Source organism: Vibrio halioticoli NBRC 102217, from assembly GCF_000496695.1.
In the GTDB taxonomy this organism is placed as follows: domain Bacteria; phylum Pseudomonadota; class Gammaproteobacteria; order Enterobacterales; family Vibrionaceae; genus Vibrio; species Vibrio halioticoli.
Genome location: NZ_BAUJ01000014.1, coordinates 101,938 through 121,766 on the forward strand (window position 1 = coordinate 101,938; position 19,829 = coordinate 121,766).

Consider the following 19,829-nt stretch of genomic DNA (forward strand, 5'->3'; position numbering starts at 1 on the left):
TTATGCAGTCTCGAAGTGGTTGAGGGTCAGCAACCGCCCAACCGCAAACGAGTCTGCTGAATCCATTAATTTTTGTAGCAACATACCGTTTAACATCGCACGTTTTACCATTGCAAAAGCACCCATAGTTGGGAACTGATCGAGTTCAGATGAAACAATAGGTAGGTCTTTATGAAACGCTGTTAACGATTGGCTGTTCACATTCCTTTGAATTGCAGGGAATAATAACTCTTTTGCTGCCGTAATATCACCTGCTAAAACGATTTTTTGCGGATTAAATAGGTTTATTACAATTGCAATGGCTTTACCCAGTTGAACACCAACACGAACAATGCTCTGTGTAGCCAGTGCATCGCCAAGAAGTGCATGATCACAAATGGTTTTTATCGTAATGTTCGGTTCATCAGAGAGGGTAGAATTATAGCCTCTTGCTAGGCGAGTTTTAACACCTTTGATGATGGCTGGGTTGGCAGCAACAGTTTCTAAACAACCAAAGTTGCCACACTGACATTGCTCGCCGAGCGGATCAATTTGAATATGCCCAATTTCTCCGACATTTCGATTTGAACCTAGGAAGACTTGTCCGCCTGCCATAATACCGGAGCCAGTACCTCGGTGCACACTGATCAGTACTGAGTCCATACAATCGCGCGTAGCGCCAAAGTAATGTTCTGCTAGTGCCATGGCGCGAATGTCATTACCGACAAAGCATTCGAGTTGGAACTGCTCTTGTAGAATTTTACCTAAAGGTAGGTGGTCGATTTTGGTGTTCGGCATGTACTGCACTTCACCTTCATCAGGGTTTACTAGGCCGGGCAAAGTGACACCGATAGCAATTAGGTTGTAGTCGGAACCTTCAAGGCTTGCCTTGAATAGTTTGATCTTATCAATAAGTTGACCAACTAATTGCTCTTGGTTGCTGTATTGAATGGAAGATTCTGCTTTGGTCAGAACCTCACCACTCAAATCATGCAAGGACAATTGAATGTAATCCCTACCAACTCGAACCGCGATAGAATGAAATTGAGTCACCTGAGTGGTTAATGAGATCGCCCGCCTGCCACCTGTAGAGGCTTGCTGGGCAACTTCTTGTACGAAGTTATACTCTAATAATTGTCGAGTGATCTTAGTAACACTTGCTGGTGCTAAATGGCTCAATTCGGCGATCTGAATTCGAGAAATAGGCCCTTGTTGGTCGATTAGACGATAAACAGCTGCACTATTCAGCTGTTTTACAAGGTCAACGTTGCCAATTTGTCCGCCTGTCATAACTATCCTTTTGTAAATTGACCGTTTACTACGGTCCCTTCAACGTCAAAGTTGCGATTAAAAATTGTAAGGTTTGCTATCATACCAGTTTTTATACGTCCTAGCTTATGATCTAGGCCAATTGCTCTAGCAGGATATAGCGTTGCCATACGTAAAGTTTCATCTAAAGCGAATCCAGCGTGCTTCACACAGTTCTCAACCGCTTCAATCATAGTTAGAGCCGAGCCACCTAAAGTGCCATCTGCGCCAACACACATGCCGTCACGAACATACACTGTGTTGCCTACAAAATTAAATTGGTCCATCTCCGCGCCAGCAGGTGCAGTGGCATCAGTCACCAAAACTAATTTGTCACCTTTCAGTTTTTTCGCCATGCGAATATTAGCGTAGTTGACGTGGTGTCCATCAACAATAATGCCCGCGTATACATCTGGAGTATCAAAAATAGCGCCGACAACGCCCGGTTCACGAACCGTAACTGGTGTCATTGCATTAAATAGGTGAGTGGCAAAGGTAATACCGTGCTCAAAGCTATCTCTTGCTTGTTGATAGGTTGCTGCTGTGTGTCCGATAGAGACTACAATGCCAGCTTCAGTTAGGCGCGTGATGTGCTCTGGGTTATTTTGCTCAGGTGCTAAGGTTACTTTGACCACCATATCAGCATGCTGGCAGATAAAATCAATCATCTCATCGTCAGATTGGCGAATGAAAGATTCGGTATGAATGCCTTTTCGAGCAACGTTTAGGTATGGGCCTTCTAGGTGCAAACCTAAAGATTGATGGGCATTTTGCTCTTGAAATTGTTTTTGAGCTTCAATAGCAGAGCGCATATTTTCATCTGAAGAGGTAATCAGGGTCGGCAAAAAGCTTGTGCATCCAGATTTTAGGTTTGCGTTGTGCATGGTTTGTAGCGTTTCAGGAGAGATTGCGTCATTGAGCATCACACCACCACAACCGTTTAACTGCACATCAATAAAGCCAGGGCTTAAGTTGGCACCGTTAAGATCAATTCGTTCGATGCCTTGATCGACATCTTGCTCTAAGCAAACGGTTTTAATGCGGTCGTTTTCTATGACGACAGCGTGGTTGTATAAGATGTCACTACCGGTATATACGGTACAGTTCGTTAATGCATACATGATTGCATCTCCTGATAAAAATGTTTGATGTTATGTGCTTCTAATTCGTAAAACAGTTCATAGGCCTTCTGTGTGCTTGCAACAGCACTTGTCTAGTGAAAACTTATCAATAACTTTATACATAGTGTAGGACTAAACTCTTTGATTGCATTGACAATATGTTTTTTGTCGCTCGCTTTTAGTCTGACACTCAATTTGTCTCGGATAAGCCTCGAAAGAACACCTAATTGAGATTCAATTTTATTTAATTGAAATGAGTATACTGAAAAAAACAGTTATTTTATATAGTGAAATAAGTTTTATGATCTAGGTAACAAAATCCGTTTAGGTCTCCGCTTTCATATGACACTGGTCACACTTTATAGGGTTTTAATTTGCGACGCAAAATTATCTCTTTAAGATGAAGAGGACTAAATTAATTTACTAAAAAAAGTTTTAATAGGTTCCTCAGGAGGAGAAGTAACGTGAACATTCTTGGATATTTACAAAAGGTAGGTAAGGCACTGATGGTGCCAGTTGCTACCCTACCAGCAGCAGCAATCTTAATGGGTATTGGTTATTGGATTGATCCAACCGGTTGGGGTGGTAACAGCCCACTGGCTGGCTTCCTTATCAAAGCCGGTGCAGCAATCATTGATAACATGTCGTGGCTATTCGCCGTTGGTGTTGCTTACGGTATGTCAAAAGACAAAGACGGTGCCGCGGCACTTTCTGGCTTAGTTATGATGTATGTTGTAACTACACTACTATCACCTGGAGCAGTGGCTCAGATTCAAGGGATCAGCGGCGACGCAGTTCCTGCAGCATTTGGTAAAATCCAAAACCAGTTTGTCGGTATCCTTGTGGGTATTATCTCTGCTGAAATCTATAACCGCTTCTCTACCGTTGAACTCCACAAAGCGTTGGCGTTCTTCTCTGGTAAGCGTTTAGTTCCTATCTTGACTTCATTTGCTGGTATTGTAATGGCATTCGTACTTATGTACGTATGGCCTGCAATCTACGGTGGCCTTGTACACTTCGGTGAGTCTATTCAAGACATGGGTTCTGTAGGTGCTGGTATCTACGCATTCTTTAACCGTCTACTTATTCCAATCGGTCTACACCACGCATTGAACTCAGTATTCTGGTTTGACGTTGCAGGTATTAACGATATCCCTAACTTCCTAGGCGGCGCGAAATCTATTGCTGAAGGTACTGCAACACTAGGTGTTACAGGTATGTACCAAGCAGGTTTCTTCCCAATCATGATGTTTGGTCTACCGGGCGCAGCACTGGCTATCTACCACACTTCTAAGTCTAAGCATAAAGAGAAAGTTGCATCTATCATGATTGCAGCGGGCTTTGCATCTTTCTTCACCGGTGTGACTGAGCCACTAGAATTCTCATTCATGTTCTTAGCACCAGGCCTATACGTTCTGCACGCAGCACTAACAGGTATCTCTGTATTCATCGCAGCACAAATGCAGTGGATTGCAGGCTTTGGTTTCTCGGCAGGTCTTGTGGATATGGTTCTTTCTAGCCGTAACCCTCTGGCGAAAGATTGGTACATGCTTATCCTACAAGGTGTCGCGTTCTTCGGTATTTACTACGCAGTGTTCCGCACCGTTATCGTTAAGTTTGGTCTTAAAACTCCAGGCCGCGAAGATGACGAAGGTGAAGCATCAACAGTAACTGGTTCTTCAAACTCTTCTGAGCTTGCAAAACAGTACCTAAAAGCACTAGGTGGTCACAGCAACATTTCATCTATCGATGCTTGTATTACTCGTCTACGTCTAACATTGAACGATACCAATGTTGTAAACGAGAAAACGTTGAAAGATTTAGGTGCGATGGGCGTGGTGAAACTAGGTTCAAATAACGTTCAAGTTATCCTAGGTCCTCTAGCTGAAATCGTTGCAGGCGAAATGAAACAAATCCCTGTAGATGCTGACTTAACAGCAGTAGAGCTTCCATCTTAATTCAATAACAGTTAATTATTGTCCTTATGCCTCCTTCGGGAGGCATTTTTTTTACTTTTTAGAACATAAACATCTAGATTTCATCAATGAGGCGAATACAATGTAAGGTCATAGAATACTTTTGCAAAATTGAACCATGAGGTGCTATAGATGAGTGAAGCTGAGGCTCGACCATCGAATTTTATCCGTCAGATTATCGATAAAGATATCGCGGATGGTAAACACAGCAGCGTGCATACTCGTTTCCCGCCAGAGCCAAACGGCTACCTGCATATCGGGCACGCTAAATCGATCTGTCTAAACTTTGGTATTGCTCAAGATTATCAAGGTCAGTGTAACTTGCGCTTTGATGATACTAACCCTGAAAAAGAAGACATTGAATACGTTGACTCAATCAAAAGCGACGTGCAGTGGTTAGGCTTTGATTGGTCTGGTGAGATTTGTTATTCATCTAACTACTTTGATCAGTTGCATGCGTATGCCATTGAACTGATTAATAAAGGCTTAGCGTACGTAGAAGAGCTAAGTGCTGACGAAATTCGTGAATACCGTGGCACTTTGACCGCTCCAGGCAAAGAAAGCCCATACCGTACTCGCTCAGTAGAAGAAAACTTAGCATTGTTTGAAAAAATGCGTGCCGGTGGCTTTGCTGAAGGTGCGGCTTGTCTGCGTGCTAAGATCGACATGAGCTCATCATTTATGGTGATGCGCGATCCTGTTTTGTATCGTGTGCGTTTTGCTCACCATCATCAAACCGGTGACAAATGGTGTATTTACCCAATGTACGACTTCACGCATTGTATTTCGGATGCGCTAGAAGGCATTACTCACTCATTGTGTACACTTGAGTTCCAAGACAACCGTCGTCTATACGATTGGGTGTTGGAAAACATCACTATCGAAACTCAACCACATCAGTATGAGTTCAGCCGCCTTAACCTTGAATACACAGTTATGTCTAAGCGTAAGCTAAGCCAACTTGTGTCTGAAAACTTGGTTAACGGCTGGGATGATCCACGTATGCCGACTATTTCTGGTTTGCGTCGTCGTGGCTTTACTCCGGCTTCTATTCGTGAATTTTGTAAACGTATCGGCGTAACAAAACAAGAGAACATGATTGAATTTGGTTCTTTAGAGTCTTGTGTTCGTGACGACCTTAACGAAAACGCACCTCGTGCAATGGCTGTTCTTGAGCCAGTTAAAGTAGTGATTGAAAACTTCCCTGAAGATCAGGTCGAAACACTGACCGTGGCAAATCATCCAAATAAACCTGAAATGGGTAATCGTGAAGTACCATTTACTCGCGAAGTATGGATTGAAGCCGATGATTTCCGCGAAGAAGCCAACAAAAAGTACAAGCGCTTAGTGCTTGGTAAAGAAGTTCGTCTACGCGGCGCGTACGTGATTAAAGCTGAGCGCATCGAAAAAGATGAGCAAGGTAACATCACCACTATCTTCTGTACTTACGATGATGAGACATTAGGTAAAAACCCAGCCGATGGCCGTAAAGTTAAAGGCGTTATCCATTGGGTATCAGCAAGTAAAGGTGTACCTGCTGAGATTCGTTTATACGACCGTTTATTTACTGTGCCAAACCCTGCGGCAGCAGAAGACTTTAAAGCAGTGATTAACCCTGAGTCTTTAACTACTAAACAAGGCTTTGTTGAGCCAAGCTTAGTGAGCGCAGCTGCAGATGCAGGTTATCAGTTTGAACGTACGGGTTACTTCTGTATCGATAGCAAAGACAGCACAGCTGAGGCATTGGTATTTAACCGCACCGTTGGTTTACGTGATACTTGGGCTAAAGTGAGTTAGTTACAAAATTACATTGCGTTAATATTTAACCATTCGCGATAAGCAATAGGTAAAATGCCAGTCAGTTTCTCTGACTGGCATTTTTTATGTTTTCATTTCGAGCTTTATTTGTGTATAGCGCATGCTTATTAGCTGGCGTTCTGTTTGATAGCGTGCATATCCCGGCGGCTACCTTACTGGGCCCAATGTTAGCCGCTATTGTATTTAGCTTTTATAAATGCTCAGTGAAGACGCCAAAATCGGCCATTTACCTGATTCAATCTGTGATTGGGTTGATGGCAGGTCGAGTGTTGGATTTAAGTATCTTAAAGCCGTTTTTGTCTATTTGGTGGATCTTTGTTGGGGTGGCGCTGGTGGTGCTATTAGCCTGTCAGTTGATGGGGTATAGCCTAGCTAAGTTACGCATTTTACCGGGCAGTACAGCTATATGGGGGTGCGCCCCGGGCGGTGCATCCGCTATGGTAGTGATGGCGGAGTCTTATGGTAATGACCCCAGCTTAGTCGCGTTCATGCAGTATTTGCGCGTGGTTATGGTGAGCTTACTGGCGGCTACCGTTGCGCATTTTTTAGCGATTGGCGCGGCTCAATCCACTCAATTACATATACAGCACTGGCTAGATCCACATCCATTGTTGGCGGTGCTGGAAACGCTGTTTATTATTGTGGCGACCTCTTATCTTGGCGTGAAATCACGTTTGCCCGCCGGCTGTTTTCTGGTGTCGATATTTGTCAGTGCCTTTTGTGTTAACTCCGGCGTTGCGGTACTTGAAGTGCCTGAATGGATATTGGATATCGCATATTTAGTGCTTGGCGTGAGTATCGGTATGAGATTTAGCCCTGAGATAGTCAAACAAGCCTTGTTTGCGCTACCTAAAATTCTATTGTCTATCCTGGGATTAATCTCATTATGCGGTTTGGTGGCAGTGCTGTTGGTGCAGGTGTTCCATGTGAGCCCTTTAACCGCTTATCTGGCAACGACTCCTGGAGGGTTAGATGCAGTTACTGCGATAGCGCTGTCAAGCCATACCCAAGTCAACCTAGGCTTTGTGATGAGTATGCAGATTGTACGTTTGTTGATGGTGGTGTTATTAGCTCCGCACATGGCGCAATTTGCTTCTAAGCGATTTATGCGTGTTAGCCAAGCTTGAGTGTAAAAGTAGGGTAGGGAGTGTGTTTTATCCGTTGTTAACGTAATAGACGCTACCGGTGCGCGAGTTATACCAAATCACATGCGTGGCAACCTCAGGATCTCTATCAAAGCCATCTTTAGTATAAATGTAATGACATTTGGTCTGATAGGGACCGGCATTTTCACCGGTGAGATCGCTACTGGTTCGGCGGGCAACAAAGTCAAAGTTATCGGCCTGATTATAGCTTCGGGTAGCGGTGAGAGAGGTGACGAGAATGGCATCAAACAATAGTGAACATGCTACTTCACCACTGCCTATGTTATAAGGTGCTCTAAACACAGCCTGTTTGGTAGTGCCAATAGGAAAGCCCACTTCATTGAAATCCACCTCGCCATTGGCGTAGTTTGGAAGATCAATTTGTGGCTGATTAGCTCTACCTTCAATCGCCCACTTTTGGTGTCCGAAATTGATGGCCTGTTGCATCTCAGCGGCAACACCACGTAACATTGATTCTCTAGCATCAGCATTGAGATTGAGAAATCGCGGCGCTGCTATAACAGTCAGCACCGCAAGAATAACAATAACGACGGCTAGCTCAATCAGCGTAAATCCATTTTTGCTGAATGACATAAAACCCTTTTTTGTATCAGATTAACTGTGTGCGTTAGGATTTGTCTTACAATCACCTGAAGCACAGCGACCGTATAAGTATAAGCTATGGTTGGTTAGGTTGATGTTGTATTTTTTAGCAATTTCATGCTGACGTTGTTCAATCACTTCGTCGTTAAACTCGATAACCGCACCACAGTCAAGACAAACAAGATGGTCATGGTGGTGTTGAGTTGCAAGTTCAAATACAGATTTTCCGCCTTCAAAATGATGGCGAGTGACAATGCCTGCATCATCAAATTGGTTTAATACTCGGTAAACGGTTGCTAGCCCAATTTCCTCACCTATATCGATAAGTTTCTTATACAGCTCTTCCGCACTGATGTGCTGACAACCCGGTTGTTGCAGGAGCTCTAAAATTTTTAAGCGGGGTAAAGTGACTTTTAATCCAGCTTCTTTTAGGGCTTTGTTGTTATCTGGCATGTATATTCCTTTAAAAATTTGAGCTGCTTGTTAATTGTTCATTATATGGAAAGAATAGACAACAATAAACAATGTGTTAATTGTGGGTATTCTTTTTCTCTATAAAATGGAAGGCCATCACGAACAGTATGTGCCATTGATGGGTTTATTGTAAGTGATTGTCGCGCAAAACTAAAAAAGGGAGCACAAGGCCCCCTTTTAAAAATGGAGACGATTTAGTCTTCTAGTTCGGCAAGACACATTTCAGAATGAATCTGCTCAACCCAAGTTTTAACACGCTCTTCGGTTAATTCAGGTTGACGATCTTCGTCAATACACAAGCCGATGAAGTGATCATCATCAACCAATGCTTTAGAGGCTTCAAATTCGTAGCCTTCGGTAGGCCAGTAACCGACAATAGTACCGCCTTTCGCTTCTACGATATCACGAATCGTGCCCATAGCATCACAGAAGTACTCAGCGTAATCTTCTTGGTCACCACAACCGAAAATAGCCACAAGTTTAGTGCTGAAATCAATTGCTTCTAGTTCAGGGAAAAAGTCATCCCAATCACATTGAGATTCACCGTAATACCAAGTAGGGATACCAAGTAGTAGCAGATCGAAGTTATCAATGTCTTCTTTGCTACTTTTTGCTATATCTTGAACATGAACCAGTTGTTTACCTAGTTGTTTTTGAATCATCTTTGCAACAGCTTCTGTATTACCAGTATCACTGCCGAAGAAGAGACCTACACTTGCCATAGAATCAGTACCTATATTGGATGTAATGGGATGCGTTTATATTGGCGTTATAGATTATAAACCCGAGCCTTCCCAAGAGAGTTGTATAACACCCTTAGTGACAAAGCCGGCACAACCTAGAAACAGCACTAACCATACGATACGACGCCCAAATGGAGGAACATTGCCCTGCTTTAGAACATCCTTGATTGCTAACCCGATAAGTATAAATACGGAAGCAAACAGCAAATCGAGCCCTATGGATTCAATTTGATTAATGTAATCGTATAGCATGGCATCCCTTTATGCTTAATCAATCGCGGAACTATAACATAACCTAACGGCTTCTGTTTACCCTTGAATCTCAATTTTGTGCAATAAACTTGCGAATTACTCTCAATACCATGTCCGGTTTTTCTGCGTGCAACCAATGCCCAGTATTAGCAATGATGTGCGCTTTAGCATTGGGAAATTGCTGCATGATGCTACTTTGATGTTCGGCTTGAATATAGTCGGAATTAGCGCCTTTCATAAACAAGGTAGCGACTGGATTTGGCGCTAAAGTCTCCCATGTCATGATCTGTTGATATTGATTTTGTAAGGCGATGTAATTGAAGCGCCAGCTTAACGTCTCTCCCTCTTTATATAGGGACTTACTCAAAAACTGACTCACGCCTTCCATCTCAATATGCTGCGCCAGCAGTGACATGGCTTGAGAACGAAGTTTAGGTTTTTGTTTTGCTACTTCTTGAATGCCAGCAAATACATTGCTGTGGCGATCAACATGGTAAGCCACTGGGGCCATATCTAACACAATCAATTGCTCAAAGAGCTTCGGCCTTAGTGAGGCTAACTTCATCGCGACTTTGCCACCCATCGAGTGCCCAACTAGAGTGACTCCTGTAAGCTCAAGATCGTCGATAAGAGAGAGGATATCGGCCGCTTGCGCAGCATAAGTATGCTCAGGGTAATGAGGGGAGCGTCCATGGTTTCGCAGGTCGACACTGATCACTTGATGATCTTGACTGAGATCGCGCGCAAGTAACCCAAGGTTATCTAAACTGCCAAATAAACCATGAATCAGAAGCATAGGTTTACCGTTACCTTGGATTTTATAGTGCAACTGGCTCGACATTTTATCCATTTCCTTTTTTCTTTCCGTAGAGACTTGCTCAATAACTGGGTATAATCTGAAGCAGTTTAAACTAATAAGATTGTGAAAAGCGAATGAAAACCATCGAAGTTGACGAAGAACTGTATAGATTTATCGCGAGCCGAACCCAACGTATTGGAGAGAGTGCATCCGATATTCTACGACGTTTACTCGATGTGAATGGTGCTGTAGAACAAGAAGTCGAAGCGGCTCAAGAAGTAACTGAAGCTGAGCCTACTGGACCTGCAACACCGATCACCGTTGGTAAACCGACACAGTCCATTGACCCTATCAAGCAAATCCGCAGCGAATTGATTTCAGATGAATTTGCCTCTCTTGATAAGGCGATTGATAGATTTATGTTTATGCTGTCTGCGCTGCATAGAATCGATAAAGACGGATTTGCCGAAGCGACTCAAGTAAAAGGGCGCAAGCGTGTTTATTTTGCAGACAACGAAGCGGTACTCTTGGCAAGTGGCACTACGACCAAACCAAGAGCCATTCCTGGATCACCGTTTTGGGTGATCACCAATAACAATACCAGCCGTAAACGTCAGATGGTTGAACAGTTAATGGTACGAATGTCCTTTCCCGCCGAATTAATAGAACGTGTCACACGTTCGATATAATCCCAAGGAATAATACCCACAGAATCCCCCCAGGTTCGTGGGTATTTTTGATTTTAAGAACTATAAAAGGAACAACTCAATGGCTATGCATCCTCGTGCCGGGCAAAAGGCTCAGCAAGAAGATCTACACAACATCCCTCAGTTGGTGGCTAACTACTATTTGTTGCAACCTGAAGCTGGCAATGCGGCACAAAAAGTTGCATTTGGTACTTCGGGCCATCGTGGTAGTGCTGACAAGGTAACTTTTAACGAAAATCATATTTTAGCCATCGCGCAAGCGGTTGTTGAAGTTCGCGCGAGTCACGGAGTGACCGGGCCGTTATTCGTGGGTAAAGACACACACGCACTTTCTGAACCTGCATTTTCTACTGTGGTAGACGTGTTGGTGGCAAATGGTGTGCAGGTTATTTGTCAAGAGCATGAAGGCTATACCCCAACTCCGGGTATCTCTCATGCAATCCTGACTCATAACTTAGTCAACGATGCTAAAGCTGACGGCATCGTAATCACTCCTTCGCATAACCCACCGCAAGATGGCGGCATTAAGTACAACCCAGTACATGGTGGCCCTGCGGAAGGTGAATTGACTAAAGCAATTGAAGATCGCGCTAATGCAATCATTGCTGCAGGTCTTGTGGATGTAAAACGTGTAGGTATTGCGGATGCTAAAGCGAGCGAGTTGTTCGTTGAAAAAGATCTCGTGGCTCCTTATGTGGCTGATCTGGTCAACGTGGTTGACATGCAAGCAATTCAAAAAGCCAACTTAAAAATCGGTGTTGATCCACTAGGTGGTTCAGGCATTGATTACTGGCGTCAAATTCAAAAAGCATACGACCTAGATTTAACTCTAGTGAGTGAAGCCATTGACCCTAGCTTCCAGTTCATGTCTTTGGATAAAGACGGTGTGGTACGTATGGATTGTTCTTCGCCTTACGCGATGGCAGGTCTACTGGCGCTGAAAGACGATTACGACCTAGCATTTGGTAACGACCCTGACTATGACCGTCACGGCATTGTAACGCCAGCAGGTTTGATGAATCCAAACCATTTCCTAGCCGTGTGTATCGATTACTTATATCGTCACCGTGAAGGTTGGGGCGCAGAAGTTGCCGTGGGTAAAACACTGGTTTCTAGTGCTATTATCGATCGCGTTGTGGCTGATCTTGGTCGCGAACTATGCGAAGTGCCTGTTGGCTTTAAATGGTTTGTAGACGGTCTGTACGAAGGCAAGTTTGGCTTCGGCGGTGAAGAGAGCGCAGGTGCGTCTTTCTTACGTAAAGACGGTACGCCTTGGGCAACAGATAAAGATGGCATCATCTTGTGTTTGCTAGCGGCTGAAATTACCGCAGTAACGGGTAAAAACCCTCAGCAATACTACAACGAGTTAGCGGCGAAACACGGTGAGTCTAGCTACAACCGTATTCAAGCGGTAGCAAACGGCCCACAAAAAGACGTGCTCACTAAACTGTCTGCTGAGATGGTATCTGCGGATACGTTAGCGGGTGACGCGATTACCGCTCGTCTAACGCATGCTCCAGGCAATGGCGCTGCAATTGGTGGTCTGAAAGTAACTACTGCAAATGGTTGGTTTGCGGCTCGTCCATCTGGCACAGAAGAAATCTACAAGATTTACTGTGAGAGCTTCAAAGGTGCAGAGCATCTAAAACTGATTGAAACTGAAGCGCAAGAGATTGTGAATCAAGTATTCAAGGCAGCAGGTTTATAACCGTAATCGCCTTAAATAACGATTAAGCCATTCGCTCAAATCATAAAAACCCATTGCCTAACGGTAAATGGGTTTTTTTATGTTTGAATCTATCGCGCTATAGAGTTTTGCACAGAAGTTGCTCAGCGTGATAAGCGTCGCGCGGCTTTTTTATCGTTTTTTCGCTGAAACAGAATAACGATTGAGATAGGAATACAGACCATCAGCATAAAAACGAACAATGCTTCTACTAATTGTGCCATGTGAATTTCTAGATAAACTAGCCAGTGCTTTGAATGTAGCCCGACTTTATTCCTATGCTTGGTCAGGTTCAATATGCGCCCTGAGACATGCGTGAATGCCTGTGCCGAAAGCGTATTGAGTTTATTCACCTAACACTTTGTTTTTATTGGTTTTAACTTTATTTTTAATCGCTGTTTGCTAGAAAGTGCAATCACTGTTTGAATAATTAACTAGCGATTATTAGGCCAATCATTTGGTACTACAAACCAAAATCGACCTGATTCACTTTGACAATGTAAAATGCCTTGCGAGGCTTCTGTTATCCGAGGCGACGATGAGGTTTTGCCGATAGCCCAATACGCTTTGTCCAGTTGATAGAGCGGTTCATCAATTTGTGCAAACTGCTTTTGATAGCACCAAAAACCATTGATTTGACTTGGGTTTATCTCTTTGTCGTCACAATGGCTAGGAATGGTCTGTTGTTGGAAAGGGTTAATATACAAACGGCCTTGCATTAACAGGTGTTGCGACAGATATTGCCACTGCGGGTATTGCGCTACAAAGTACGGCATATGCGTATGTTGCAACTGATGAGTCAGCATATGACGCAGCTTTTTATCTAAGCGGTCCCTCGCATTAGGCCCGTACCACTTATCTTCATGCAACAAGTAGAACTTAATCGCTACTTCCCAGTGCTGAGCCTTATTTTGGTGCGGGTGGCGTAAAACAAAATCCAGCTCACCTATGGTTCGCCCTGCATCATTTAGTTGTAATTCTGTTTTCTCAACAGATAAGTCTGAGCATTGTAGGAACAGTTCCTGACAAAGGTGCTGATAAATAAAGCCCAGCCGTGAGTTTTTGCAGTAGTCAGCAAACTGCGCCGTATCTGTATTGCGAAAGGGCAAATGCTGCACAATGATCTCATCTTCTCGAAATAGCGGCGCTGTTGTTGCAATCCACTGGGCAAATTGAGTTAAAATTGAAGCATTGACCGTATAGTTAGGCATAGATAAACCGTTAGAGATACAAACCTGTCAAGGATGGTCTATTTAACTTGCTACATATCCGATGCATTTTCAAATATTTGGAATAGAAATGAACAATTTAAAATTGCAAACACTGCTAAACGACAAACTAAGTGCCCAACAAATTAAAGATTGTGCGCCGAATGGATTGCAAGTAGAGGGGACTGAAAATATCAAAAAAATAGTCACTGGAGTGACTGCATCCCAAGCGTTAATTGATGAAGCTATTCGACTTAATGCGGATGCACTGTTGGTGCATCACGGTTATTTTTGGAAAGGCGAACCTGAGCCGATAGTGGGTATGAAAGGGCGTCGTATTCGTGCACTGATCAAAAATGATATTAACCTTTATGGCTACCATCTACCTTTAGATATTCATCCTGAGCTAGGCAACAATGCAAAATTAGCTGAGCTGTTGGATATTGAGATTGAAGGGGGCCTTGAAGGGCACGCTCAATCTGTCGCGCTGTATGGACGTCTAAAATCGCCTGTCACTGGCGCGGAATTTGCGCAGCGTATTGCGCAAGTGCTCAATCGTGAACCTTTGCATATTGCGCCTGACTTTGCCGATAAAATGATTGAAAGTGTAGGTTGGTGTACTGGTGGCGGTCAGGATTACATTCAACTTGCCGCAGATCATCAACTGGATGCGTTTATTTCTGGGGAAATTTCAGAGCGAACAACATTTGTGGCGCGTGAGCAGGGCATTCATTATTTTTCGGCGGGGCATCATGCCACTGAGCGTTATGGTATTAAAGCGTTAGGCGAGTGGTTGGCAGAGCAATACGGTTTTGAGGTTACCTTTGTTGATATTAATAACCCAGTATAATTGGGTTTAAATAGTGTAATAAAAAGAAAGGCTTGAACATAGTGTTCAAGCCTTTTCTATTCGAACTGCTTGTACTAAATCATAGCGTAAGCAGCGCAATTTTTAGCTGACATTATTCACGTTCGTGAAGTGGCTTAAAGCCGCGCTTAGTTTCACCTGTGTACAACTGACGAGGTCGGCCGATACGGTTATTCGGATCGTCGTGCATTTCGCTCCAATGTGCAATCCAACCCACAGTACGTGAGATGGCAAAGATAACGGTAAACATAGATACAGGAATACCGATGGCTTTTAGAATAATACCTGAGTAGAAATCTACGTTCGGGTAGAGTTTCTTCTCCACAAAGTATTCATCAGAAAGCGCAATACGTTCCAGTTCCATTGCGACATCTAGCAGAGGATCTTTGATGTCTAGCTCTTTAAGCACATCGTGACATGCTTCGCGCATTACCGTTGCGCGAGGATCGTAGTTTTTGTAAACGCGGTGACCAAAGCCCATCAAACGGAATGGGTCATCTTTATCTTTTGCTCTAGCAACATATTCTTCAATGTTGTCAACGCTGCCTATTTCTTCAAGCATATGCAGACACGCTTCATTTGCGCCGCCGTGTGCCGGTCCCCATAAAGAGGCAATACCCGCGGCAATACAAGCAAATGGGTTAGCGCCAGAAGAGCCCGCTAAACGAACGGTCGACGTAGAGGCGTTTTGCTCATGGTCGGCGTGCAGAGTGAAAATCTTATCCATTGCACGAGCAACCACAGGGTTAACTTCGTATTCTTCACATGGGTTTGCAAACATCATGTGTAAGAAGTTTTCTGCATAAGTAAGGTCATTTCGTGGATAAATAAACGGCTGACCTATGCTGTATTTGTAGCACATTGCCGCAAGTGTAGGCATTTTAGATAGTAATCTAAACGCTGCAATTTCGCGGTGTTCATCATTGTTAACGTCAAGTGAATCGTGATAGAAGGCCGCTAATGCTCCTACTACCCCACACATTACTGCCATCGGGTGCGCGTCGCGACGGAAACCATGAAAGAAGCTGGCGATTTGTTCATGCACCATAGTATGGCGTCCAACAATCTTCTTAAAGTTATCGTATTTTTCGCGAGTGGGTGCTTCTCCGTAGAGCAAAATATAACAAACTTCTAAATAATCTGCGTTGTTTGCTAATTCATCGATTGGATAGCCGCGGTGTAATAAAATACCAGCGTCGCCATCGATGTAGGTGATTTGAGATTCACAAGATGCGGTGGCAAGAAAACCAGGGTCAAAGGTGAAATACCCTTGGCTTCCTAATGTACGAACATCGATCACGTCTGGGCCATCGGTTCCCTTCATAATCGGCAATTCGATAGGCGCTTGACCCTCAATAGTCAGAGTCGCTTGCTTATCTGCCATAACATTCTCCTTTGTTATTTATTTTCCATCTTGATTCAATGGTGCACCAAATTTGTACTGGTGTTCGCACTAGAAGTCAATTTATATAGCTTTTTGTGTGCACTTGTCTCGATTTCTATAAGTAGAATAACTAAAAATCAGGCCTATGTAACAAAATTTGTTAATAATATTGTGTGCCATTGTTAACAAACGTTATAGTGGCGGTGAATTAAAAGCTATATCATTGAGTTATCTCTATCACTACTTTTAGTTAGTGGGAGGTAGTTCTAAGTTATAGAGGATTAAAGTGACAAAATAATTAGGTTTAACCCTAACTTATGTAAGCTTTTGTTAAGTTTTTGCTAAGAAAGCTCAATTGTTTACGATTTGTAACTGTTCAAAGGAGCTGAGAGAGCACGCCGTGGACAAGAAAAAAACAAGACCCGTCAATTTGGATCTGCAAACGATTCATTTCCCAATCACTGCCATTGCTTCGATTCTGCACAGGGTATCTGGTGTTATTACCTTTGTCGCTGTAGGGATTTTGCTTTGGTTACTTTCTATTTCTCTATCATCACCAAAAGGATTTATGGAGGCGGCCAGTTACGTGGATGGCTTCTTCGTCAAATTTATTTTGTGGGGAATACTGACTGCACTTTTCTATCATATCGTGGGCGGTATTCGACATCTTTGCCAAGACCTAGGTTACTTTGAAGAATTAGAGAGCGGCGCAAAAAGTGCGCAAATCTCCTTTATTGTGACAGGCGTACTAGCAATCGTTGCGGGGGTAATTGTATGGTAAATCCTATTTCTTCCGTAGGGCGTAATGGCGTCCATGATTTCTTGTTGGTTCGTGCAACAGCAATCATCTTGACCCTATACACCATTTATCTATGTGGCTTCTTCTTATTTACTGGCGACATAGGTTATTTGCAGTGGACACACTTCTTCGGTGGACTGTTCACCAAGGTGTTTACCATGATTGCCCTGTTTTGCATTCTTATTCATGCGTGGATTGGAGTGTGGCAGGTATTAACTGATTATATTAAACCAACGCTGCTCCGCGGCAGCCTGCAACTGGTCCTTGTTGCGGTGCTATTTGGTTATTTCTTCTCTGGCCTATTTATTCTTTGGGGGGCATAAATGACAATTCCAGTTCGCGAATTTGACGCTGTTGTCATTGGTGCTGGTGGTGCAGGTATGCGCGCAGCACTACAAATCTCTGAGCAAGGGTTAACTTGCGCATTACTATCAAAAGTATTTCCGACACGTTCTCACACCGTATCAGCGCAAGGTGGTATCACCGTTGCTCTTGGTAACTCTCACGAAGACAACTGGCAATGGCACATGTACGACACGGTAAAAGGGTCGGACTACATTGGTGACCAAGACGCCATCGAATACATGTGTAAGAACGGCCCAGAATCTGTCATCGAGCTAGAAAAAATGGGTTTGCCATTTTCTCGCTTTGAAGACGGTTCTATTTATCAACGTCCGTTTGGCGGCCAATCAAAACAGTTTGGTGGTGAGCAAGCCGCGCGTACTGCCGCCGCTGCTGACCGTACCGGTCATGCCTTGTTGCACACGCTTTACCAACAAAACATCAAATACAAAACCACGATTTTCAGCGAATGGTACGCCCTTGATTTGGTGAAAAACCAAGATGGCGTAGTGATGGGTTGTACCGCAATCTGCATGGAAACTGGCGAGATGTGTTACTTCAAGTCGAAGGCCACTATTTTAGCTACTGGCGGCGCAGGGCGTATTTATTCTTCTACTACTAACGCACACATCAACACTGGTGATGGCGTAGGTATGGCGCTGCGTGCTGGCGTACCGATGCAAGACATGGAAATGTGGCAATTCCACCCAACCGGAATCGCAGGTGCTGGCGTACTTGTGACCGAAGGGTGTCGCGGTGAGGGCGGTTATCTTCTTAATAAAGATGGCGAACGCTTTATGGAGCGTTATGCACCGAATGCGAAAGACTTAGCCGGTCGTGATGTTGTAGCGCGTTCGATGATGATCGAGATTCGTGAAGGCCGTGGTTGTGATGGCCCTTGGGGACCTCACATCAAACTGAAGATGGACCATTTAGGTAAAGACGTACTCGAGTCACGTCTGCCGGGTATTTGTGAGCTATCACGTACCTTTGCCCACGTAGATCCTGTGAAAGAACCGATTCCTGTTATCCCAACCTGTCACTACATGATGGGCGGCGTTCCGACTCAAGTTTCCGGTCAAGCGATTAAGCTTGATGACAACGGACAAGACGTGGAAGTGCAAGGTCTGTTTGCTTGTGGCGAAATCGCCTCAGTATCGGTACACGGTGCAAACCGACTTGGCGGAAACTCATTGCTTGATTTAGTGGTGTTTGGTCGCGCAACAGGTTTACACCTAGGCGATACCTTAGATGCACAATCTGAAGCTCGCCCAGTATCTGAGTCCGATCTTGAAGCCTCTTTGGCGCGTACTATGCGTTGGGAGAACAGCACCCGTGGTGAAGACCCAGCGCAAATCCGTAAAGATATGCAAAGTTGCATGCAAAACAGCTTCTCGGTATTCCGTGAAGGTGAAGCGATGGCAACGGGACTTGAAGAACTGCGAGTTATCCGTGAGCGTCTGCAAGATGCGCACCTTAGCGATAAATCCACAGAGTTCAATACGCAGCGTATTGAGTGTCTCGAACTTGATAACTTGATGGAAACCGCTGTAGCAACTGCGGTTGCTGCTAACTACCGTACAGAAAGCCGTGGCGCACACGCCCGCTTTGATTATCCAGACCGCGATGATTCGCAGTGGCTATGTCATTCAATTTACAATCCAGAAACGGAAAGTATGTCTAAGCGTGATGTGAATATGGAACCTGTACATCGTGAAGCGTTTCCACCGAAAGCTAGAACCTATTAAGGGAGCGAGATATGAACCTGAATTTTTCTGTCTATCGCTATAACCCAGATGTGGACAGCAAACCTTACATGAAACAGTACGCCCTAGAGGTGGAAGAAGGCTCGGACATGATGGTGCTTGATGCACTGATCTTGTTGAAAGAACAAGACCCTTCGCTTTCCTTCCGCCGCTCTTGTCGTGAGGGTGTGTGTGGCAGTGACGGTTTAAACATGAATGGTAAAAATGGTCTTGCGTGTATTACGCCACTTTCTGCATTGAAAGGGGACACGCTGACCATTCGTCCATTACCTGGATTACCAGTGGTACGTGATCTGATTGTCGACATGACACAGTTTTACGACAACTACGCCAAAGTGAAGCCGTTTTTGATTTCTGATGGCGAATTACCTCCGTCACGTGAGCACAAACAGTTGCCAGAAGAGCGTGCACATTTGGATGGATTATATGAATGCATTATGTGTGCGTGTTGTACCACATCGTGCCCATCTTTCTGGTGGAATCCGGACAAGTTCATCGGTCCTGCGGGCCTACTAGCGGCTTATCGTTGGTTAATTGATAGCCGAGATACGGCAACTGATGAGCGACTAAGCAGTTTAGACGATGCATTCAGTGTTTTCCGTTGTCATGGCATCATGAATTGTGTCAGTGTATGTCCTAAGGGGTTAAACCCGACCAAAGCGATTGGGCATATCAAAACGATGTTAGTCAATCGTTCGGTTTAGATTATTGAAATTACGGGCTTTTCGAGGTTTACTGTTAAGCCTGTTGTAGCCAACCTTTTTGGGTTGAAGATAAGTTCGGCAAAGACCGAAACAACAAGTATTAATCT

General features: G+C 44.1%; 19 protein-coding genes. 10 read left to right on the forward strand and 9 right to left on the reverse strand.

Going from position 1 to position 19,829, the window contains the following annotated elements; translation table 11 throughout:
• Together nagC and nagA are read right to left on the reverse strand one after the other, a co-directional pair.
• Positions 1–1,269 (reverse strand): DNA-binding transcriptional regulator NagC, encoded by a 1,269-nt coding sequence (gene nagC, locus VHA01S_RS05950; RefSeq protein ID WP_023403449.1) that lies wholly within the window; start codon positions 1,267–1,269, stop codon positions 1–3.
• A gap of 2 nt (positions 1,270–1,271) precedes the next feature.
• The gene (gene nagA, locus VHA01S_RS05955; protein WP_023403450.1) at positions 1,272–2,408 is read right to left on the reverse strand and encodes an N-acetylglucosamine-6-phosphate deacetylase; all 1,137 of its coding nucleotides are present in this window, start codon (positions 2,406–2,408) and stop codon (positions 1,272–1,274) included.
• Positions 2,409–2,872: 464 nt separating this feature from the next.
• Here nagA and nagE point away from each other — a divergent pair, with 464 nt between their 5' ends.
• The 3 genes from nagE to VHA01S_RS05970 all read left to right on the forward strand — a co-directional run bounded on the left by nagE (position 2,873) and on the right by VHA01S_RS05970 (position 7,329).
• A complete protein-coding gene (gene nagE / locus VHA01S_RS05960) occupies positions 2,873–4,366 on the forward strand; it encodes an N-acetylglucosamine-specific PTS transporter subunit IIBC (RefSeq protein ID WP_023403451.1) in 1,494 nt (497 codons plus the stop codon).
• Between the two features lie 150 nt (positions 4,367–4,516).
• Positions 4,517–6,181, forward strand: a complete 1,665-nt coding sequence (glnS, locus tag VHA01S_RS05965; protein WP_023403452.1) for a glutamine--tRNA ligase — start codon at positions 4,517–4,519, stop codon at positions 6,179–6,181.
• An 86-nt stretch (positions 6,182–6,267) separates the two neighbouring features.
• The gene (locus tag VHA01S_RS05970; RefSeq protein ID WP_023403453.1) at positions 6,268–7,329 is read left to right on the forward strand and encodes an AbrB family transcriptional regulator; all 1,062 of its coding nucleotides are present in this window, start codon (positions 6,268–6,270) and stop codon (positions 7,327–7,329) included.
• Positions 7,330–7,356: 27 nt separating this feature from the next.
• On the opposite strand, the gene VHA01S_RS18745 is transcribed toward VHA01S_RS05970, so the two are convergent.
• The 5 genes from VHA01S_RS18745 to VHA01S_RS05995 all read right to left on the reverse strand — a co-directional run bounded on the left by VHA01S_RS18745 (position 7,357) and on the right by VHA01S_RS05995 (position 10,260).
• Positions 7,357–7,941, reverse strand: coding sequence for a type II secretion system protein (locus tag VHA01S_RS18745; RefSeq protein ID WP_023403454.1), 585 nt, complete (start codon positions 7,939–7,941; stop codon positions 7,357–7,359).
• A 21-nt stretch (positions 7,942–7,962) separates the two neighbouring features.
• Positions 7,963–8,403 (reverse strand): ferric iron uptake transcriptional regulator, encoded by a 441-nt coding sequence (fur, locus tag VHA01S_RS05980; RefSeq protein WP_023403455.1) that lies wholly within the window; start codon positions 8,401–8,403, stop codon positions 7,963–7,965.
• Between the two features lie 215 nt (positions 8,404–8,618).
• The gene (gene fldA / locus VHA01S_RS05985; RefSeq protein WP_023403456.1) at positions 8,619–9,146 is read right to left on the reverse strand and encodes a flavodoxin FldA; all 528 of its coding nucleotides are present in this window, start codon (positions 9,144–9,146) and stop codon (positions 8,619–8,621) included.
• A gap of 54 nt (positions 9,147–9,200) precedes the next feature.
• Positions 9,201–9,419, reverse strand: coding sequence for a DUF2788 domain-containing protein (locus VHA01S_RS05990; RefSeq protein WP_023403457.1), 219 nt, complete (start codon positions 9,417–9,419; stop codon positions 9,201–9,203).
• Between the two features lie 70 nt (positions 9,420–9,489).
• Positions 9,490–10,260: an alpha/beta fold hydrolase gene (locus VHA01S_RS05995; RefSeq protein ID WP_023403458.1), complete on the reverse strand. Its 771-nt coding sequence runs from the start codon at positions 10,258–10,260 to the stop codon at positions 9,490–9,492.
• Positions 10,261–10,352: 92 nt separating this feature from the next.
• Between VHA01S_RS05995 and seqA the strand changes: the two genes are divergently transcribed.
• Both seqA and pgm read left to right on the forward strand, forming a co-directional pair.
• Positions 10,353–10,907, forward strand: a complete 555-nt coding sequence (gene seqA / locus VHA01S_RS06000; protein WP_023403459.1) for a replication initiation negative regulator SeqA — start codon at positions 10,353–10,355, stop codon at positions 10,905–10,907.
• A 79-nt stretch (positions 10,908–10,986) separates the two neighbouring features.
• Positions 10,987–12,633: a phosphoglucomutase (alpha-D-glucose-1,6-bisphosphate-dependent) gene (gene pgm, locus VHA01S_RS06005; RefSeq protein WP_023403460.1), complete on the forward strand. Its 1,647-nt coding sequence runs from the start codon at positions 10,987–10,989 to the stop codon at positions 12,631–12,633.
• A gap of 452 nt (positions 12,634–13,085) precedes the next feature.
• Here the strand turns inward: pgm and VHA01S_RS06010 are convergent, their stop codons facing one another.
• Positions 13,086–13,862, reverse strand: a complete 777-nt coding sequence (locus tag VHA01S_RS06010; RefSeq protein WP_023403461.1) for a DUF1853 family protein — start codon at positions 13,860–13,862, stop codon at positions 13,086–13,088.
• Between the two features lie 88 nt (positions 13,863–13,950).
• On the opposite strand from VHA01S_RS06010, the gene VHA01S_RS06015 reads away from it, so the two are divergent.
• Entirely contained in the window at positions 13,951–14,709 is a 759-nt protein-coding gene (locus VHA01S_RS06015; protein ID WP_023403462.1) for a Nif3-like dinuclear metal center hexameric protein, read from the forward strand.
• A 112-nt stretch (positions 14,710–14,821) separates the two neighbouring features.
• Here VHA01S_RS06015 and VHA01S_RS06020 read toward each other — a convergent pair whose 3' ends face one another.
• Positions 14,822–16,111 carry a citrate synthase gene (locus tag VHA01S_RS06020; protein WP_023403463.1) on the reverse strand — a complete coding sequence of 430 codons (1,290 nt, stop codon included), beginning with the start codon at positions 16,109–16,111 and terminating at the stop codon, positions 14,822–14,824.
• Between the two features lie 400 nt (positions 16,112–16,511).
• On the opposite strand from VHA01S_RS06020, the gene sdhC reads away from it, so the two are divergent.
• Genes sdhC through VHA01S_RS06040 form a run of 4 tightly spaced genes read left to right on the forward strand, consistent with a single transcriptional unit; the run spans position 16,512 to position 19,722 of the window.
• The gene (sdhC, locus tag VHA01S_RS06025; RefSeq protein ID WP_021711973.1) at positions 16,512–16,892 is read left to right on the forward strand and encodes a succinate dehydrogenase cytochrome b556 subunit; all 381 of its coding nucleotides are present in this window, start codon (positions 16,512–16,514) and stop codon (positions 16,890–16,892) included.
• Positions 16,886–17,233, forward strand: coding sequence for a succinate dehydrogenase, hydrophobic membrane anchor protein (gene sdhD, locus VHA01S_RS06030; RefSeq protein ID WP_023403464.1), 348 nt, complete (start codon positions 16,886–16,888; stop codon positions 17,231–17,233). The genes sdhC and sdhD overlap by 7 nt, the downstream gene beginning before the upstream one ends.
• Positions 17,234–19,000: a succinate dehydrogenase flavoprotein subunit gene (sdhA, locus tag VHA01S_RS06035; protein WP_023403465.1), complete on the forward strand. Its 1,767-nt coding sequence runs from the start codon at positions 17,234–17,236 to the stop codon at positions 18,998–19,000.
• Positions 19,001–19,011: 11 nt separating this feature from the next.
• On the forward strand, positions 19,012–19,722 hold the full coding sequence (locus VHA01S_RS06040; RefSeq protein WP_023403466.1) for a succinate dehydrogenase iron-sulfur subunit: 711 nt from the start codon (positions 19,012–19,014) through the stop codon (positions 19,720–19,722).
• Positions 19,723–19,829 lie beyond the last annotated feature (107 nt).

Bases quoted from the DNA above. Each gene is read 5' to 3' on its own strand.
- nagC (WP_023403449.1), bottom strand. From the start codon at position 1,269: ATGACAGGCGGACAAATTGGCAACGTTGACCTTGTAAAACAGCTGAAT.
- nagA (WP_023403450.1), bottom strand. From the start codon at position 2,408: ATGTATGCATTAACGAACTGTACCGTATATACCGGTAGTGACATCTTA.
- glnS (WP_023403452.1), top strand. From the start codon at position 4,517: ATGAGTGAAGCTGAGGCTCGACCATCGAATTTTATCCGTCAGATTATC.
- VHA01S_RS05970 (WP_023403453.1), top strand. From the start codon at position 6,268: ATGTTTTCATTTCGAGCTTTATTTGTGTATAGCGCATGCTTATTAGCT.
- VHA01S_RS18745 (WP_023403454.1), bottom strand. From the start codon at position 7,941: ATGTCATTCAGCAAAAATGGATTTACGCTGATTGAGCTAGCCGTCGTT.
- fur (WP_023403455.1), bottom strand. From the start codon at position 8,403: ATGCCAGATAACAACAAAGCCCTAAAAGAAGCTGGATTAAAAGTCACT.
- fldA (WP_023403456.1), bottom strand. From the start codon at position 9,146: ATGGCAAGTGTAGGTCTCTTCTTCGGCAGTGATACTGGTAATACAGAA.
- VHA01S_RS05990 (WP_023403457.1), bottom strand. From the start codon at position 9,419: ATGCTATACGATTACATTAATCAAATTGAATCCATAGGGCTCGATTTG.
- VHA01S_RS05995 (WP_023403458.1), bottom strand. From the start codon at position 10,260: ATGTCGAGCCAGTTGCACTATAAAATCCAAGGTAACGGTAAACCTATG.
- seqA (WP_023403459.1), top strand. From the start codon at position 10,353: ATGAAAACCATCGAAGTTGACGAAGAACTGTATAGATTTATCGCGAGC.
- pgm (WP_023403460.1), top strand. From the start codon at position 10,987: ATGGCTATGCATCCTCGTGCCGGGCAAAAGGCTCAGCAAGAAGATCTA.
- VHA01S_RS06010 (WP_023403461.1), bottom strand. From the start codon at position 13,862: ATGCCTAACTATACGGTCAATGCTTCAATTTTAACTCAATTTGCCCAG.
- VHA01S_RS06015 (WP_023403462.1), top strand. From the start codon at position 13,951: ATGAACAATTTAAAATTGCAAACACTGCTAAACGACAAACTAAGTGCC.
- VHA01S_RS06020 (WP_023403463.1), bottom strand. From the start codon at position 16,111: ATGGCAGATAAGCAAGCGACTCTGACTATTGAGGGTCAAGCGCCTATC.
- sdhD (WP_023403464.1), top strand. From the start codon at position 16,886: ATGGTAAATCCTATTTCTTCCGTAGGGCGTAATGGCGTCCATGATTTC.
- sdhA (WP_023403465.1), top strand. From the start codon at position 17,234: ATGACAATTCCAGTTCGCGAATTTGACGCTGTTGTCATTGGTGCTGGT.
- VHA01S_RS06040 (WP_023403466.1), top strand. From the start codon at position 19,012: ATGAACCTGAATTTTTCTGTCTATCGCTATAACCCAGATGTGGACAGC.